The 19,442-nt window shown below is 35.7% G+C and carries 11 protein-coding genes; 1 reads left to right on the top strand and 10 read right to left on the bottom strand.

Features of this window, described 5'->3' with window-relative positions; genetic code table 11:
- The first annotated feature begins 39 nt into the window (after positions 1–39).
- Entirely contained in the window at positions 40–255 is a 216-nt protein-coding gene (locus tag ACFOWA_RS06910; RefSeq protein WP_378983223.1) for a cold-shock protein, read from the top strand.
- On the opposite strand, the gene ACFOWA_RS06915 is transcribed toward ACFOWA_RS06910, so the two are convergent.
- The 10 genes from ACFOWA_RS06915 to ACFOWA_RS06960 form a co-directional block, all read right to left on the bottom strand.
- A complete protein-coding gene (locus tag ACFOWA_RS06915) occupies positions 252–596 on the bottom strand; it encodes a hypothetical protein (RefSeq protein ID WP_378983225.1) in 345 nt (114 codons plus the stop codon). The two genes, ACFOWA_RS06910 and ACFOWA_RS06915, sit on opposite strands and share 4 nt — an antisense overlap.
- Before the next feature lie 65 nt (positions 597–661).
- Positions 662–3,427 (bottom strand): DUF5695 domain-containing protein, encoded by a 2,766-nt coding sequence (locus tag ACFOWA_RS06920; protein WP_378983227.1) that lies wholly within the window; start codon positions 3,425–3,427, stop codon positions 662–664.
- 189 nt (positions 3,428–3,616) lie between these two features.
- Positions 3,617–4,942, bottom strand: coding sequence for a paraquat-inducible protein A (locus ACFOWA_RS06925; RefSeq protein WP_378983228.1), 1,326 nt, complete (start codon positions 4,940–4,942; stop codon positions 3,617–3,619).
- Between the two features lie 47 nt (positions 4,943–4,989).
- A complete protein-coding gene (locus ACFOWA_RS06930; protein ID WP_378983231.1) occupies positions 4,990–6,315 on the bottom strand; it encodes a paraquat-inducible protein A in 1,326 nt (441 codons plus the stop codon).
- 274 nt (positions 6,316–6,589) lie between these two features.
- The gene (locus ACFOWA_RS06935; RefSeq protein WP_378983234.1) at positions 6,590–8,755 is read right to left on the bottom strand and encodes an outer membrane beta-barrel protein; all 2,166 of its coding nucleotides are present in this window, start codon (positions 8,753–8,755) and stop codon (positions 6,590–6,592) included.
- A gap of 100 nt (positions 8,756–8,855) precedes the next feature.
- Positions 8,856–9,989, bottom strand: coding sequence for a helix-turn-helix domain-containing protein (locus ACFOWA_RS06940; RefSeq protein WP_378983237.1), 1,134 nt, complete (start codon positions 9,987–9,989; stop codon positions 8,856–8,858).
- Between the two features lie 229 nt (positions 9,990–10,218).
- Positions 10,219–12,495, bottom strand: a complete 2,277-nt coding sequence (gene katG, locus ACFOWA_RS06945) for a catalase/peroxidase HPI (RefSeq protein WP_378983240.1) — start codon at positions 12,493–12,495, stop codon at positions 10,219–10,221.
- Positions 12,496–12,702: 207 nt separating this feature from the next.
- On the bottom strand, positions 12,703–14,739 hold the full coding sequence (locus ACFOWA_RS06950; RefSeq protein ID WP_378983243.1) for a glycoside hydrolase family 65 protein: 2,037 nt from the start codon (positions 14,737–14,739) through the stop codon (positions 12,703–12,705).
- A gap of 138 nt (positions 14,740–14,877) precedes the next feature.
- The gene (locus tag ACFOWA_RS06955) at positions 14,878–16,386 is read right to left on the bottom strand and encodes a RagB/SusD family nutrient uptake outer membrane protein (RefSeq protein WP_378983245.1); all 1,509 of its coding nucleotides are present in this window, start codon (positions 16,384–16,386) and stop codon (positions 14,878–14,880) included.
- 18 nt (positions 16,387–16,404) lie between these two features.
- The gene (locus ACFOWA_RS06960) at positions 16,405–19,428 is read right to left on the bottom strand and encodes a SusC/RagA family TonB-linked outer membrane protein (RefSeq protein ID WP_378983248.1); all 3,024 of its coding nucleotides are present in this window, start codon (positions 19,426–19,428) and stop codon (positions 16,405–16,407) included.
- Positions 19,429–19,442 lie beyond the last annotated feature (14 nt).

Consider the following 19,442-nt stretch of genomic DNA (forward strand, 5'->3'; position numbering starts at 1 on the left):
CCTGAATATTCGTAATAGTAGAACTACAAAACTAAGGAAATGCGTAACGGAATAATTCTCTCATTTAATAAATCTGCAGGTGTTGGTATCATAAAAGACAGCAACAATCAGCATATCAGGTTTTATGCCGACGATTCAAAAAAAATCCCATCTGTTGGTGAAACCGTTTCTTTTGAGATAGTATTCCGAAACAAAAATTTAGTAGCTTCTAACCTAAAGGTTTTTAAGTCAGAAGAGAGTAATAGAAATCTTTAAATTTTTCTGTAATGAATATTTGAGTTATCATCAATATACATTTCTATCTGCATTTCTGAAAAGTTAAAAATATATGGTGATGTCTTTATTGCAGCATCGTTTTGCAAATACAAAAATAGCTGTTCAAATACAGGTTTAACTTCTAAAAGGGTATCCTTAAATTCGTCTTCTGCAAGCTCAATTTCCTTTTCGTATTGCGCTAAATGCTCTTTGCCAGTATGGGTTTTATCTTCTTTTAATAGCTTTAAATGGTCGGCCATTGTGTAGTCTATATATTCACGTTGTACCAGTGCTTTTTCTTTTTGCTGAAAGTATTGAATTGCAAGTTGCTGTTTTTCCATGTTTAATTAACCTGAAAACGGCTTTATGGTTTCAACAAATTTAAAATTGATTGTAAATGGATAATTTATTTCGTACTCATTATAACTTCAGTCTCTTGTTCTTTTTTCAGTTGAAATTCGTAGGCACCGCGATTGCCGATTTCTGTATTTTTCACTTTGTAAACTCCAATACCTTCAATTTTTGCAGGCTGACTTATTCTTAAAATTGCATTAGCCGTGTGATCATCAGCTTTGCTCAATTTTAATTTGATTTCCCCGTTTTTCGGGTTGTAGATAAGTTCGTCAACCGTACCTGTATCTAAAGTTATCCATAGCCCAGCAGCTGCAATATAGATGGAAGACTTTGCTGCTGTTGTTGGCTTTAAATTTATAGTGTTAGCCTGCTCAGTAAGATTACCACCAAAGGCCAGCCAACCAAAATCCTTGTGTTTAATAATATATGATGATGTATTAACAGCATATCCAAAAAATCCAGAACCGTAATCTCCTGTAATACCATCATTTTTAAGTGTTGATGGATAAGCATGAAAAGCCGCTGGTGCAAAACCATCTTTGGTGATGTTAGATATAGACCCCATCAATCCGCCATAACCTGTACGCAATAGGTAAAAATCGTTGGGATGCTTGCGGTAGTCCATCAAAATTGGAATTGCGTTTAATGCCGAACCATAATGATGAATCATACGTTCTATACGCATTAATTTGCCGCCATATAAAAAATCCCAATACCTACGGGCATTACCATTGTAAGCCCAATGCGGAACTACCGGCATATATGCAAGTATTGCATCGAGCGTTACTTGTGCTTTATCCTTGTAACCAAAATAATTCGACCAAACATACACTTCCTCCTGCCCTGTCGAATCCCAAGGCATTTCGCTGCCAAATGGATAATCGAGCGAGCGCCAATGATTTGCTCGTTTCTTCATTTCAATTTCTAACTTATTAGCTTCGTCGGTTAAACCTTCGTTTTTTAAATCCGTTAAAATCAAGAAAAAAATGGTGCCTTCCATCTGTCCGAATTGTGCATAATATGGAGCAATGTTTACCATTGCCAAGCCAGTTTCAGCAGCGTTAATAAGGTGTTGTTTCCAAGTTTTTTCATCAACCAAACCCTGATAATTTCGAGCCAAACGATACATTACCCAATGTGCTGCCGCAACGTGAGGATAATTGTATGAGCGACCAAGGTTATCAGACTCTTTTTTTGGCCAGGCAGACCATGTTTTAAAATTTATATCTTGTGCATAAGTACCTTTCGGTAATGAATCTGGTGCATAATAGAATAAGCTTTTTCTAACACCATATTTTTCGGGTCCTTCTTTAATCTGGATTCTTCCGAACATTACAGTATCTACAAATTGCTTTAGCTTATCTATCTCTGCCTTTTCGGGATGAACCAATTGTTTCATCATTGCGCCAAGCCAAGAACCGGCGCCTCCTTCATCACTTAAACCAGCAATCCACGCTCGGTTATCTTGTGTAATCTGCTGTTGTTTTTCATAATCATAGGAGATTACAGATGGACTTCTTTTAAAGATAGTATCCGATTTATCAAACCATTGCTTGGTTGTTAAAAAATTTCCATAGCTCGCTATCACTTCACTTTCCGGTTCAATAACTTTATAGTTTATGGTTTGAATTAAACCATCACCATAATTAATGGTTAACCTTGCTCTTCCAGAAATTATACCTTTTACCTTAAATCTTTTCCACCCACTTTTGGTTACACCGTTTGATGAAACCGTTAAAGCATTTGCCGGAAATACATCAACAGATTTAATTTTTTTATAATAGTTGATGAATAATTTCGCGTCAACATCTTTTGGAATCACATAGCCTGGTACCGACATGGCGACTGGCTTGCGGTTTTCTATAAGTTTATTTTCAATATCCTTTGCAGTTCCTGATAAAATGAATTGAAGTCCGTAGGATTTAGTTTCACCAGGTTTTAAAATAATAGATGTTGGGTTGTTCCATTGCTCGGCGCCTTTCCATTCATTTTTGGCATAAGCTTTACTGCAAACCATCCACTCGTAAAAACCTTCAAAAGCAATTCCACGTGGGGTTTTATCATCATTTAAAGGATTGTAAGCTTCAAAGGGAGTTTTGCCGTAAGGTGCAACAATTAAGGAAGGCGCATGTCCACTTAATCTTGTAACTTGTAGATAACCAGCATCCATACCGATATAAGGATCGTAAAATACATTTTTTACATGGGTTTGTTCAAGTGTTCTGCCCTCCAAAATATTATCAAATATCATTGGGATACCTAAAGCACCTATTTCTATATTTTGATCTGTTTTATTGGATAATTCGAAGCGCAAAACCAATTTTCCGGCAATCGTTTCCCAAATTCTTGTAACCGATAATGGAAAATCTGCAGGTAAAGTCTGACTTAAATCTGCGGCTGAATGCACATTAGATATGGAAAAACTTTTGACTGGATTGCGTTTAGCAGCCGTGCTGTAACTTTTCCAAGGTTGATAATTTCCAATTCTTAGTTTTAGATTGATATCACCAAGGTGGTACAGTCCATCAGAACTTCTTACTTTCAAACTATCGCTTGGCACAAAATCAAAATCTTTAACCGTTTTTGGCGTTAATCCTGCAACAGTTTGTGAAGATTTAACAAGTTTTAGATTTAGCTCACCTGCGTCAAAATTTAAGAAACCTTGCTCTAGTGCTAAAGTAGAAGGCTTCTTACCAAGCGCAATCCATGGCGATTGAGAGAAACTGATTAATGCGTTGGTCATTAACAAACCACAACAAAAAATACCTTTTAGGATAGTTTTTATGGGTAAGTTTAATTTATTTAGTTTTATAAGCATAGTTTAATGTTTCCACTAAGAAGCTGATATATCAAAAATATGCTTTAAAAATTAAAGGCAATGATATTAGCAAAAACAGGGCAGAATTTGCAAATATTTGAGTTATGTATGTGAAATAGCTGCTTTAGCATAAATCTCGAAGGAGTATTCATTCAAACTTATGAACATTAATATTTACAGCCTTTTGAATTAAATAATGGTATCGTTTGGCGTAATTCTTTTCATAATTAGCGATAGTATGATAGCGTATGCAACATATCCAACAAATACATAATAACCAGGCTGCAACGATGTGTTGTTCACAGTCATTGTAGTTAGAAAATCATTATGAATATTTAAATTGGATAATTGGCTTTTAAGGATACCATTTAATCCAATATATGTCATTAAAATTCCAACCACCATTACATCAGCCATATCCCATTTACCTGAGTCTAAAGCCAAATACCTCACAACCTTATTTTCACCGAACTCGTGATTTCCTAGAATGTGTATTCCTTTGCCAATTAACCTTAAAACAGGAAATATGATTACGAAAATAAATATAAGCACACCAATAACCACAGAATCTGGCTTGGGCTGCTTAATTAAAACCCAAATGATATCTAAAATGCTTTTACTTTGGAAAAATAATACTTGATTTTCAAATACAATTTTCTCACCCATTAACATAAAATTTAATGATTGTATTCTGGCATCAACTTCAATAATTGGTGTTGTTATACCTACCGCTAATATTACTACTGCAAATAATAGCGAAACAATAAAATGAGTTGTATGGAGCTTTGTTTGATTTCTCATCAATAGCCAAATGCCTAATGCAACCACCAAACAAGCGATCATTGCCCAGGCTGCATTTTGCGTTGCTTTATTTATCCCCTCTAAACGTATGTTAATTTTTTTATTGAATTGATCAGGATCGGATACATTGTATTTTTTAGCAATGTACTTTGTTACTGCTGCCCCAGCAAATTCTGTACTATCGTAAGTTTGTTTTTCTAACTGATCAATTTTGCTAGTCGCGATACCTTTTAACCTTTTAATACTTGCCGGACTGTTAATTTTCGCAATGATTGTTCTGGCGAATGATGGAACTAGTGCCTGTATTTTCTTCGGATCTACAAATTGTTTAAATGCAAATTTCTTTAACTTACCACCTATTGATTTTTGTGGTTTGTTAAATTCTGCTACAGTTTTTTTAACCAAACCACTAAGTTGTGCCTCAACTTGCGCTTGTAATTCCGCTTTTTGCTTCGCAGTCATTTTAAAATCGCCAACTTGGCCTTCTACAACCGAAACGATTTTATTTCTCCATTGATCTACAGAAAAAAGCCCAAACGTGATGTTATTAACCATGCTGTAATCTTCCTTTATCTGCTCCCGCTCAATTGAGGTTTGGCGCAAACGATATCCAAAGTAGGCCATGCCGGCAAGTAAAATACTTAATGCTATAATAAGTATAATATTTGCGAAGATACTTTTCTTAGCTGAAGGTTCTTGTATATGAGTTGTCAAAGTTATAGTAGATTTAAAAAGATGAACTTAAAAGATTAGCAAACGTATTAATGAGAATCATTTGGGGTGATAAACTTTAAAATGGTTGATAATGTTAAACCATACAACACATAACTGATGAAGATGATGTAACCAGGTTGTAATGCTGTATTGTTTGTCGTGATTACGGTTAAGGCATCGCTTTTAATGTTAAGCATTGCCAATTGAGTTTCTAACAAACCATTTAACCCGATGTAAACCATCAAAATTGCTATTACAATTACATCGGCCATGCTCCATTTACCAGATTGAAAAGCAAAATATTTGATAAACCTATTTTCTGCCAACTTCTTTTTCCCTAATAAATGAACACCTGTAGAACTCAATTTCATTACCGGGAAAAGAATACTAAATACCAAAATTAAAACACCTACAAGTATCGAATCTATTGCAGGTTGTTTAATCAAAACCTCAACAACATCTAATATGCTTTTACTTTGAAAAAACAAAACCTGATTTTTGAAAACAACATGTTCACCTAAAAGCACAAAATCGAACGATTTAATTCGGGCATCAACTTCAATCATCGAAGCCATTAAACCCACAGCCAGCAGTATGAAGGCAAAGAGTAATGACATGATAAAAAGTGTAGCATGAAGTTCAACCCTTCTTCTAAGCATCCACCATAGTGATAAAACTACAACGATACAAATTAGCATGATAAATGAATACGTATAAGTTTTGCTATTAATGTTTTCTAATGAATTGGTTAGCTTATTATTAAACTGATCTATCGTTGTAACCTGATATTTTTTATACGTTTTAGAAATTAAGGCTTCTTTTTCTGATAAAAGACTATCTACAACTCCTGTATTTTCCATTTGCGTAAACTTACCCATAGCCATTGTACTCAATTGCTTTTTATTTTTTGGGTTATCTACCTGAGCTATAATCGTTTTTGCAAAGCCGGGAATCTGAGCTTTTATATCATCGGTATTTACAAAATTTCTAACCGCAAATTTGGTTATCTTTCCACTTACCGATTTTTGAGGTTTATTAATTAATCCTTCTGCTTTATTAATAAGAGCCAGAATAATTTGTTCTACCTCAACCTGAAGCGCTCGTTTTTGCTTAGGTGTCATCTTAAAATTTCGAACCTGATTTTTTAAAATAGCGGCAACCTCATCATGCCATTGGTCGACAGAAAATAAACCTAACGTAATGTTATTTACATTCGAATAATCTTCTTTTATCTCCTTCTGTTGACCCGAAAGTGTATGCAATCGAAAACCATAGTAGCCTTCAACACATAACAATAACCCCAAGCCAAGTATTAGCAGGATTTTAGATAAAATTGGTTTACGTTCTTTTTGAGGTGTATCTGTTGCTGTCAAGTTGTATGATTTTATGCCGAAGATAATTTACTTATTTATTGATTATTGAAAAATAAATTAATACAAACAATCGAATTTACTCATCCGGTAATTAACTTATTGTAATATAATTTTATCTTGATTAATGGCTTAAATATTTGGCTTTATGTATAATTCTTGAAGGCAAACACTCTAAATCCTAAGATTGTTTTAGTTGGTACAGAAAAATCCTTATTTTGAAACAAATAAAGTATCAACAACAAATAAAAATCCGATAACTAATTATAGAAAAAATCTATCCTCTTGATTTTATTCGCTCTTGTTCTTCAGTTTTACTCTTATCTGTACCTATGCTTTTAATTTTTTTATTCCCGAAATTATAACTCAAACCTAAATACAAACCGCGGCTTTCCCATTTTCTTGAGTTGGTTTGATTTATTTGTCCGATGATAGCCGTCTGCTCCCACCTTTGTGTATTAAAAACATCTCTCATGGCGATATTCAAGTTTAATCTATCATTTATAAACGATTTTTTTAGTGATAAATCTACACTGTAAATGGCTTTGGTACTGTAGATAGATGACCTACTTGCATAATTAAACCAGCTGCTTAAACCAGCCTTCCAATTTTTTCCTAGATTAAAAGTATTGCTTATATAACCATTAAAACCAGCTCCACCTCTATTTATACTAGCTAGGCCATTGTATTTGGTTAAATCGGCTTTGTAAAACTGGTAATAAGGTTCGGCAGAAAAATAACCAGACCATATTTTAAAAAATGTAAATGGTGTACTCAAACTGATGTTTAAAAAGCTACGAATGCCAGCATTTACTGGTAATTCTAAGGTTTGGTCGCCTTGTTGAGTTCGTACAAATTCTATTAAATCTCGGGTGGAGTTGAAATTTAATTTTAACTGGCGTTGACCATCGAAAGAGTAATTAAATTCAAAATTATGGGTAAATTGAGGCAATAATAAAGGATTCCCCTGCGATGCATAGTAAAAATCAGTACGATAAATATAAGGATTCTGGTCTTGAAATGATGGTCGGTTTAGCCTTCTGCTATATGCAAAGCCAATGCTATTTTTCTCGTTAAACTGATACCGAAGAAACAATGTTGGAAACACATTAAGGTAAGATGTATCTGGCAAAGCAGTTTCGAAACCCGTTTCATTTACAGAAAGGCCTTTCATTTTGGTGTATTCTGCACGTAAGCCCGCTTTTATGTTAAATTTACCATAGCTCCGCTCGTAACTTCCATAAACAGCTGCAATTTTTTCGCTGTAGCTAAAATTATTGAATTGATTTACAATTGTTCCACTTCCATTTTGAAATCCTCTCAATGCATTTTCGGTTTTACTCGATGAAAATTTTAATCCGGATTCAAAGTTACCTTTATCAATTTTACGACTGTAATCGACTTTGCCCGACAATAAATTTATGGTGCTTTTGGTATCAATATTAAATAAAGATGTTAAACCAGTATTGGCGAAAAGATTATCAACTTTATTACTCAAATGAGATTTATAATACATTTGGTCTATTTCAGCTTGCAATTTACTTTCGTTTTTACCTTGAAATTGATAATTTATGTTATTTGAAAAACGGTTTTCTGTTAAATTTACTAAGGTATTGGTTAGAAGTAAATCAGCCATACTCCCTATTATTTGAGTATTTGCCTGTGAAGGAAAATCATCCCAAGTACGTTGAAAATTAGTAATTAAACCGATTTTATGTTTTTCTGTTATAATATATTCTAAACCTGCCCGAGCCATAGAATTGCTGTAACCTTGTTTCTCTAATCCATTTTGCGCCAAAATCTTATCAGCTAAAATGCGGTTACTGTTCACTTTAGTAAACTGTAAACTATTATCTAAATTTCCGTTTATAAAAAATGTAAACGTCTTGCCTTTATTATTTAAATTAAAAGCACCATTTTGCCTGTAATTATCCATTTTTTGATAACCAGCAGTTAGGCTACCACTTGTACCGTAAGCGCCTGATTTTTTAAAAACAAGATTAATTATTCCGGCATTTCCAGCGGCATCATATTTAGCGGATGGATTAGAAATTACTTCAATTGTTTTTAGGTTTGATGCAGATGTTGCTTTCAATAATGCGCTTAATTGTTGTGCATTCAAGGTTTGGATTCGTCCATCCAATAATACCTGAACACCGTTTTTACCACTAATTTTAACATTATCTTGCCCATCAACAGTAACCCCAGGCATTTGTCTTAAAAGTTCTAATGCATTTAGGCCAACTGCATTTGGCATTGCATCAACATTCAGTTGTGTTCTATCTAACTTTACCTGTAGTATAGGTGTTAGGCTTTTTATATTAACATCCTTTAGGGTATAAGATTTCAATGTATCCGTTTTGACCGCATTGCTATCAGGTTTTTGTGCAATGGCCGACAAATAAATAAAACATGAAAAGAGAATAGTTAGGATTAGTTTCATATCGAGCTTTTTTCATCAAAACTCAACATAAACATACAGGCTATCGCTTCAAATCATAATTTGAGGCAATATAAAAAGGACTCAGATTATAATTTGAAACCTATTGCTGTAGATTTAGAAAATCTTTTGGGTTTTTGCCTGTAAACTTTTTAAAGCTCCGGTTAAAAGTTGCTTTAGAATTAAAACCTGCATCGAACGCAATGGCAAGTAAAGTCTGATTTTTAAACTCCGATAAAGATAATCGCTCAATTACCGCCTTTACCCTATATTGATTGATGTAGTCATTAAAGTTAAGTCCAAATTGCTGATTTACAGCCCTACTTAAAATAACAGCATTTGTGTGAAGTTTTTTTGCCACTTCGCTTAAAGTTAAATCCGAACGTTCGAATAGAAACTCTTTCTCCATTAATTGATTAAGTGCAAGTTTAAGTGCAATCATCTTTTCATCAACTACTAAAGATTCATTTATTGCAATTGTAGAGTCCTTACTTTCTGTTATGGTAATTACTTGCTCCTCATCAAATCCAGATAATAAAATTGGATTAAATTGGATTTTGTATAGCGGCAAATAAACAGCATGATAGGCATTTATAGCGATATAATATACAACAATTGCAAAACCTACATAATAGTACCAAGGTCCAAAATAACGCATGCGCTCAAAAAAGGTAAAGTTAGACAGTATTGCCCTGATAATTGGCATTACACTTAACAATGCAAATGCATATAGAAAGTTCCTTAGCCATTTTAAGCTGGCTTGGTCTGCAAAAGATGTAGCAATGGCCGTGTATTTTTTATATTGATTGTAATAACGTATAGATAAGAATAGATAGATAAGCACACTTACCAAAGAAAGAAGTGTGTACCAAGTGGCAAAGTCAGGATCTTCGTATTCGTTGGTTAGATGGTAATTTTTATAGATAAGCACATCAATTAAGCTTAATGCCACATTAATTGCCAAATAAAGTACACCCGGTAATAAATGTAGAAGTGCTTTTCCTTTTATTCTAAAATTATAATTAAAGATAGACTGGGTGTAGAAATACAGTATTGGCCCGATAAACAAACTGTGTACAAAAGGAACAAAAAATAGAATATCGCGATAAGGTTGATTATCATACCAGCCGGCAAAGCCCACCATAAAAGGAATAATCAAAAGCGCAGCAATGAGCAAAAACCAACCCATTAATTTATCTGCATAGTTTTCTAGTTTTATAGCTCTTTTAAAAAACAAAAAACTATATACTGATATATGAAAGAAAAAGATGAGAAGAAGACAGCTGTAAAGGCTAAACTCAAAAAGCATAAGGCCAAATTATGAATAAATAATTAGGTTTTCAATTTAGCATTTCGTTAGATAGAAACAAAAAAGAGGCTGTTATCATAAATTTTAAATGAAAACAGCCTCTAATTAATTGCAAATATTTACTTCTCGATAAAACTACACTTAAGTGCTAAATCTATTAGTTCGTGGTTACATCAAACCTATCAAGATTCATTACTTTAGTCCACGCTTTGGCAAAATCATGCACAAATTTATCACCCGCATCAGCACTTCCATAAACTTCTGCAAGAGCTCTAAGTTCTGAGTTCGAGCCGAATACTAAATCTGCCCGTGTTGCCATCCATCTCGGTTGGCCAGTCGAACGGTCGCTACCTAAATATATTTCATTTTCGTTTGATGTAGCTTTCCAGGCCGTGTTCATATCCAATAAATTCACAAAAAAATCATTGGTTAATTGACCAGGATTTTGAGTGAACACACCATTTTTTGAACCATCATAATTGGTATCAAGTACACGCAAACCACCAACTAAAACAGTTAATTCTGGAGATGTTAGCGTAAGTAAATGTGCTTTATCAACCAATAACTCTTCAGTAGAAACTGATATCTTTGCTTTGCGATAATTACGGAAACCATCTGCTACGGGCTCTAAATAATTGAAAGATTCTACATCTGTCTGTTCTTGAGAAGCATCCATTCTTCCAGCAAGAAAAGGAATATTTATATTTCTCCCACCATTTGCTGCAGCTTTTTCTACAGCAGCTGAACCAGCAAGTACGATTAAATCGGCTAAAGATATTTTTCTACCTTCTATATTAGAACTGTTAAATTCTTGTTGAATTGCTTCTAAAACAGAAAGCACTTTTTGCAATTGTGCAGGATTATTTACTTTCCAATCTTTTTGTGGAGATAGACGAACACGAGCTCCATTTGCACCACCGCGTTTATCAGAACCACGGAAAGTAGATGCCGATGCCCATGCGGTTGATACAAGTTCGGAAATACTTAAACCGGATGATAATACTTTACTCTTTAACGATTCAACATCAATATCATTTACTAATGGATGATTTACCGCAGGAATTGGATCTTGCCACAATAATTCTTCTTGAGGAGCATCTGCACCTAAATAACGGCTAACAGGACCCATATCACGGTGTGTTAATTTAAACCAGGCACGAGCAAAAGAGTCAGCAAAATCTTCAGGATTTTCTAGAAAATGTCGTGATATTTTTTCGTAAGCTGGGTCAAACCTCAACGATAAATCAGTAGTAAGCATAGTTGGTAAATGCTTTTTCGTTGAATCAAATGCATCAGGAATAATTGCATCTGCGTTTTTAGCAACCCATTGCTGTGCACCAGCCGGACTTTTAGATAATTCCCATTCAAATCCAAAAAGATTTTCGAAGTAGTTGTTGCTCCATTGTGTTGGTGTAGTTGTCCAGGTTACCTCTAAACCACTTGTAATGGTATCTGCACCTTTACCTGAAGCATAACTATTATGCCATCCAAATCCTTGGTGCTCCAAATCAGTACCTTCAGGCTCCGAACCCACATGGTCTGAAGAGGCTGCACCATGAGTTTTACCGAAAGTATGTCCACCAGCAATTAAAGCCACTGTTTCTTCATCATTCATGGCCATACGACCGAATGTATCGCGTATGTCTTTTGCTGCCAAAATTGGGTCAGGGTTTCCATCCGGACCTTCAGGATTAACATAAATCAAACCCATTTGAACTGCTGCAAGCGGTTTTTCTAAATTTCGGGTATGGATATCGCCATCAGCATCATCATCACTTACCAATACACCATCGCCACTTACTCCAGATGAGCCATGTGCATAACGAATATCGCCACCTAACCAAGTTCTTTCCGAACCCCAATAAACAGATTCATCTGCTTCCCAAACATCAGCACGACCGCCGGCAAAACCAAATGTTTTAAAACCCATTGATTCTAAAGCGATATTACCAGCAAGAATCATTAAATCTGCCCAGGAAATTTTTTGCCCGTATTTTTGTTTAATTGGCCATAACAATCTGCGAGCCTTATCTAAACTCACATTATCAGGCCAGCTATTTAAAGGAGCAAATCGTTGCAAGCCTGCACCTGCACCACCGCGACCATCGCCTACGCGATACGTTCCGGCACTGTGCCATGCCATTCTGATAAACAAACCACCGTAATGACCAAAATCTGCAGGCCACCAATCTTGTGAGTCAGTCATTAGCGCATGTAAATCACTTTTAACCGCTTCTAAATCCAAACTTTTAAAAGCCTCAGCATAATCAAAATCTTTATCAGGATTTGATAAAGGAGAATTTTGACGTAAAATATTTAGTTTCAATTGGTTTGGCCACCAATCATTATTTCTTGTTCCACCGCCACCAACGTTGTGTTTCATACTTCCGTTATGAAACGGGCATTTGCTGATATCATTTGAATCCATATCCATTTTATGTTTATTATATTTAGTTTCTATGCTTTTGAATTAACTACTTATAAATGTAAGGTTATTAGCTATAGAAAAACAATCATAAAAGTTTATAACGTTATAGTTAAAATCTATTGCTAAGTTACGTTCAAAACATGGAGATGCGTTAGTCAATTAAAGCTATAGTGCCTCTTACATTCACCATAGTAATTTTTTATTGCTGCAATTTTAATTTTTATTTGTAACCATAAAGGTTTTTCCTTCTACACCAACACCGGTAATTTTAATTGATTTCCAATTGCGAGGCAACACACTTGGGATTTGAACAATTCCTTTGTTTGTAATATCTAGTCCGCCAAAACCCATTAAAACACTTTGCAAAACACCACCTGCACCAGTAGCAAAATAAGGATTTGTGCCGCCCTTAGTTTCTGCAATAACCCTAAATGGTGGATTTAAATTTGGCTGATAAGATTCTTTGAAAAAGTTGTACGCCTTTTCTGCATTACCCTTTCTTGCATATAAAAGTGCGAAGATTGCATGTGTCATCGCCGGAGTTCCTTCATCAGGAATCCTGGTTTCATAATAAGCCAAATCTTTTTCTATCTGATTTTTATCTGTTATGGTTTTTAATGGATACGATAGCAAATTGACATCGGCCTGCTTTATGCCCTCACCTTTGTAAGTTGCATGCTCTTTTGTAACGCCATTTTCAAGCTTTAAAATCGGGATGTTTTTCGCTACTAAATCCCAATCTTTATTTTGAGGCAAACCTAAAATTGCCGCTGCAGCATTTGCATTAGTGAGGTTTAACCTTGCTGCAGCATTTGTAAATGCATTATTATCAACATTTTCTGCCCATTCATCGGCAGCTACTACATTTTTAATATCATACTGATTTGATCCGTTACGTTCTACCCTACTCGCCCAAAAATCAGCAGTTTCAGTTAATATTGGCCAGCCCTTTTCTCTCAGCCATGCTTTATCTTGCGTTACACAATAATAATTCCAGGCAGCTAAGGCAACATCTGCGCTAATGTGGTGTTCAAATGGACCACTTAAAGCCCAAACCGGAGTTTCTTCTACACCAGAATCGGCACTTTCCCATGGATACATTGCACCTTTATAGCCGTGTGCAAATGCGTTTCTCTTTGCTGGTTCCAATCGCTCAAATCTATATTCAATTAATGATTTTGCTATATCTGGATGAAGAACCAATAGTGCCGGAAACATCCATATATCTGTGTCCCAGAAAATATGACCATTATATCCTAAACCAGATAAACCCATTGGCGAAAGGGAATAAGAAGTTCCTGCACGAGAAAAGGAAGTTAAATGATAGAGCATGCTGTGTACATCTTGTTGCGCTTGTGGGTCTCCATCAATTATGATATCCGATTTCCAAAGCTCATCCCAAGCCGAATTATGAAATTTAATCAGTCTGTCATGCCCTTCAAGCTTTGCGAAAATTGTCATCCTTTCGGCTTCATTCAATGGATCGGCATGTTGAGCAGAACTGATAGTACTTCCTACAACAGAATATGTATAGGTTTCACCAGCTTTTAAAGTTTTACTAAACTTCATTAAATGACTATTATTATCCCACATTTCGTGGATAATTTGGGGTTCACTTCCATGCTGCTCTGTAAATAAAAAACTATTCGAAGCACATAGCTGCAATTTACCAGTCGGACTTTTAGCCGCTGAAGTAAGCAAACTTAAGGTAACATGCGGTCTGTCAATTTCATTATAATAATTTTCTACATCTCGTAACGCATCAGGAGTTTCCATTACACTTGCAGCAGTCAATTTTAAATCTTCATTTGCCGTAATGGTTACATCCACTAAAACGGTAAAGGGCAAATGCCGAAGCGCATAATATGTATATTTTACATTTGCCTTTTTGCCAAATTGAAGCTGAGTTGTAAAAGCCGCATGTTTCATATCTAACTGCTGTTGCATGTTTGATGTATTCTGTTCATCCAAACGTTTACCATCAATTTCAATATACATATTTAGCAAATTGAAACCATTTAAAAAGTTGCTTACTCGTCCACGGCCGTAGGTATCATAAGCTCCTGCTAAAATCACATTTTTAACCTTAAATGGTTGTGGAGATGAAACGATGCCTAAAATTCCATTAGCAGCAGTAATGCCAAAATATTTGTTTGGATCAATTTTATCAGCAGTAATTTTCCATGCATCCTGCGCTTTAGAACTAAAACTGAGAATTAGGAAAGAGAAAAATAAAAATCTGTTTTTCATGATTTGTTAGTTGATGATTTGTAAAGCTTAAACCTATATTTTAGAGAGGTTTAAAAAAGCAAGAGGTTGAACCGAAATCAAATTATTAAATAATCTGTTAACGATGCAACCTCTGGCATTTAAGATATTAAAGCGTGCTTAATACCCTGGATTTTGAATAAGATTAGGGTTACCAAGCTGATTATCAGGAATTGGGAACACTAAATATTTAGCTTCACTTGCTGGTTTTTCTTGCCAAGCTGCAAGGAATTTTCCAAAACGAATTAGATCTTGTCTTCTAAAGCTTTCCCAATAAAGTTCGCGACCGCGTTCATCTATCAAAACATCCAGCGTTAAAGATGTTAATGCAGAAGCACCCCTAGCCGTTCTTAATGTGTTTACCAATGCAAGTGCCTGAGCTGTTTGAGAAGTTCTCATTTGAGCTTCGGCTTTCATTAGCAAAACATCAGAATAACGGAAGTAAACCCAATCGTTATCTGGTTTGTTGGAACCCGAATTTGCAAAATCGATAGGGTATTTTATAACACGGATACCGGCAATCTCTAAGTGATTTGGATCACGTTCGATGATGCTAACTTGAGGATCAAAAGATAGTGGATTGCCCTTTCTATCTTTTAAAGCAACACCATTTTGGTTTACCTGCTGACCTACAAGGAAGCCAATTCTGATACCAGAAACATTTGTTTGACCAGTATAAGAACCACCTCTTCTGGTATCATTTGCTTCAAATTTTGCGTAAAAATTTGATAGCGTAGAAAAACCATTGTAGCCACTAGGATTTTGGTTATAGTGTGTTGTACATTTCCACTGACCATCTAAATCGCTACCAGCAGTACCACCAAGATTTTGTGCCGTAAAAATGTTTTCTTTTGACAGAATATCATTTGTTGGTGCAAAATTATCAAAATAGTTAGCAGTTAAAGTATATCCACCAGCGGCAATTTCATCTGCCAAAGTAATTACTCTAGCCATATCTGCAGCATCAAATGTTGGTGTAGTACGGTTTAAGAAAGCACCTTTGTTTAAGTAAACTTTCATTAAAAGCATTTTAGCTGCATTTTTATTAGCAACATTTGCCGGTCCGTTTGGCAGATCAGGAATAATTGCGTTCAACTCGCTAATTAAATAAGTAATCTCATCAGCTGCATTTCTAACGCGTGATGGTTTGGTTACATCTTCTCCTGCATCTCTGTAGGGCACTTGTCCCCATCCATCTAAAATAGAGAACTGAGCAAAAGCACGTAAAAAACGAGCCTGTGCAGCCTGAGATGGCGTAGGACTAGCGCCTAAAACGCTGGTTGCTACGTAAGAAATACTATTTAAATCTCTGAAAACATCAGAAATCCTGGTATGATCCGGAGCCCATTTATGTAAATGTAACGAACGCCAAGCGCCATTATCATCCCAGTCACCCGCTCTGGTCGGCACAATTATTTCATCAGATGTAACTTCCTGCAAAGCAGCCCAGTTCCACGGAGCCTGGTATGGTCCAATCATAGCGGCATAAGTTGCACCCAATAAACTGGCAACATTACCACCCGAAACACCTGCACTACCTACCTGTCCGTTCAGGTTTTCATCAAGCTTGGTACAACCCGAAAAACTTAGGGCAACCACAGCAAAACCGAAAATATATTTATTTTTCATGTCTTTATTTATTAAAAATTATAGAGAAAAATTAACACCAAAATTGAATGTTCTTGCGGTTGGGTATGCTGTATAATCAATACCCGCCGATGGAACACCACTCACACCTTTATTAACATTAACCTCTGGATCAAAGCCTGTGTAATTTGTAATTACGAAAAGATTTTGACCGTTAACGTAAACATTTAATGATTTTATTGCCTTACCAATATTTCCGAAATTATAGTTTAGCGTTGCATTAGCCAATTTTACATAATCACCTTTTTCAATGTATCTTGATGATGCAGCGATTGGATTTGCTAATGATTCTGGAACTGGTAAAGTTGCTAAAGCAGAAGAAATATTTCTTGTACCTAAGTTAGATATTGCCAACACAGAATTTGCGGTGTTGTTGTAAATGTCCTGTCCAAATGCTCCATTAAAGTTAGCTGTGAAAGACAATTTTTTATATCTGAAATTGGTACTTAAACCCATAATAACCTTCGGATTTGGATTACCTACATAATAGTTGGTAAAACCATCATCCGTGTAAAGTGAAAATCCGTTGGCATCCAAACCATTGTATTGTCTGGTTACCATTGCAAATAGTGGCAAACCATTTTGAATCACTTCTGTAGTTACACCACTTAACCCCTGACCATTTAATGAACCTGTTTTTATGATACCGTTGATGTTTTGAACTTCATTTTTGATGAAAGTTGCATTACCACCTAAAGACCAGGAAATATTATCCTGCTCGATGATGTTTCCATTTAAAGTTAGCTCCAAACCTTTATTGATGATTTGACCAGGTAGATTTACCCAGGTTGGTACGTTACCACCCACTGCCGGTACGAATGAAATCTGAGGAAATAACAAATCGTTGGTTTTTTTATTGAAATAATCAACAGAACCTGTTAGTCTGTTTTTTAACACAGCGAAATCTATACCTACGTTTGTTTGAACATCCGACTGCCATTTAAGACTTGGATTGGCATTGTTAATGGCAATTAAGGTTGGGGCTCCATTTGAGTTACCGTAATCATAACGCTGTTGAGCAGAACCCGATGGGAAATCCTGATTACCAGTTTTACCATAACCAACTCTTAATTTTAACTGATTAATCCACACTGTGTTAGCCAAGAAGTCTTCCTTTTTGATATCCCATGCCGCAGCGAACGAAGGAAAGTATCCATAACGGTTAGATTTACCAAACTTGGTAGAACCATCTGCTCTGAAAGTAGCTGTTAAAATGTACTTGCTATCGTAGTTAAAGATTGCCCTTGCAAAGTATGATTGCAATTCTGTAGTTGGACTGTTGTAAGCAGAAAACGTACGGTTTGCCGGTGCCGTTGTTTGGAAGGCATCAGTATAATCACCATCAATTTCTCCAAAACCGGTAGCGGTATTGGTTGTCCCTTTATTTATGAAATTAGAATACTCATAACCGATAATTGCGTTTAAATTTAATTTACTTACAATTTCCTTATTGAAATTTAAAGTATTTGTAAATTGCTGCGTAATCAATTCGCTGTTAGAATAACTTGCATAACCTCCAAGAAATGCACCTGAGGGCTGAATATTCTGAAGATTTAAGAAACTTCTGGTTGATGCTCTTCTTATACCTGTGCTATAATTAACACTTGCAAGCATGCGATATTCTAACCAAGGGGTAATTTTGTAATATGGAGAAACACTCCCCAAAATGGTTGATACTTTTGATTTATCGTTATTTGCAGCTAATGCAACCATTGGATTAATCGTTGTAGAACCGTAATCAATGAATAAACTTCCATCAGGATTGTAAAAAGATTGGGTAGGATTCCAAGCTAGTGCCTGACTAATTAAACTTCCTGTAAAACCGGCATCGGTGGTAATTGGCGCAATACTTTCTAAGTACTGGTTGCTGATCATGTTTACATCAAGACCTAATTTTTTGCTTTCTAAAAACTTAAAATTTCCATTAAAACCAGCACTGTATTTTTTAAAATCTGTTGATCTGATTATACCTTGCTGATCCTGATAACCTAGTGAAGCACGGTATGTATTGCCATTTGCACCACCGCTAATACCAACAGAATAGTTTTGATTGTAAGCTGTTCTGGTAATTGCGTCAAGTGCATCAACACTCGAACCAAAATTACCGGTGGTAAGGTTATACCTTGATAATGCAGCACGGTATTCATCGCCAGATAAAACATCAACTCTCCTTGCAATGTTACCTACACCTGCAGATGCGCTGATATCAATTTTTGTATCACCAGATTTACCTCTTTTAGTAGTAATTAATACCACACCATAAGCAGCACGTGAACCGTAAATTGCCGTTGCAGAAGCATCTTTTAAAATCTCCATCGATTCGATATCAGCTGGATTGATAAAGTTTAATGGATTACCATCTGGTGCGGTACCAATACCTGCACTGCTGGATGGTCTTGCTGATCTTCCATCTAAAGCAACTCCATCAACTACATACAAAGGCTGCCCTGTACCAGTAATTGCCGAGTTACCCCTGATACGAACAGTAGATGCACCACCTGGCTGACCACTGTTGTTAATCATTTGTACACCAGCAACTTTACCTTGAATCAACTGATCTGGAGCGTTAAGCGGACCTTTGTTAAAATCCTTTGCCGAAACCGTTGTTGCAGCTCCAGTTAAATCGCTCTTTCTCACCGATGCATAGCCAACAACTACAACTGCATCTAAATTATTTAATGATGTTAGCGTAATGTTAACTACGGTCTGATTGCCTACAGTTACCGTTTGGCTTTCGAAACCAACAAAACTTACCAAAAGTTTAGAAGTAGCCGATGGTACAGTGATTTGGTATTTTCCTTCTGCATCACTTTGAGTTTTTGTGCTTGTACCTACAACCTGCACGGTTGCGCCAACTAGTGGCAGTTTATCACTATCGAGAATAACCCCTTTTACAACGGTTTGCGCAAAAGCGGCCGTGCTTAAAAAGAGCATAAAGAAACTCAAAACAATAAGTTTCTCTAGTGAATACAATTTCTGTTTTATAGGTAAAACAGACCAATTGCTTGGTAGAGTCATGTTCATAATTGATTTATTAA

This window comes from Pedobacter lithocola (genome assembly GCF_042650845.1).
GTDB lineage: Bacteria > Bacteroidota > Bacteroidia > Sphingobacteriales > Sphingobacteriaceae > Pedobacter > Pedobacter lithocola.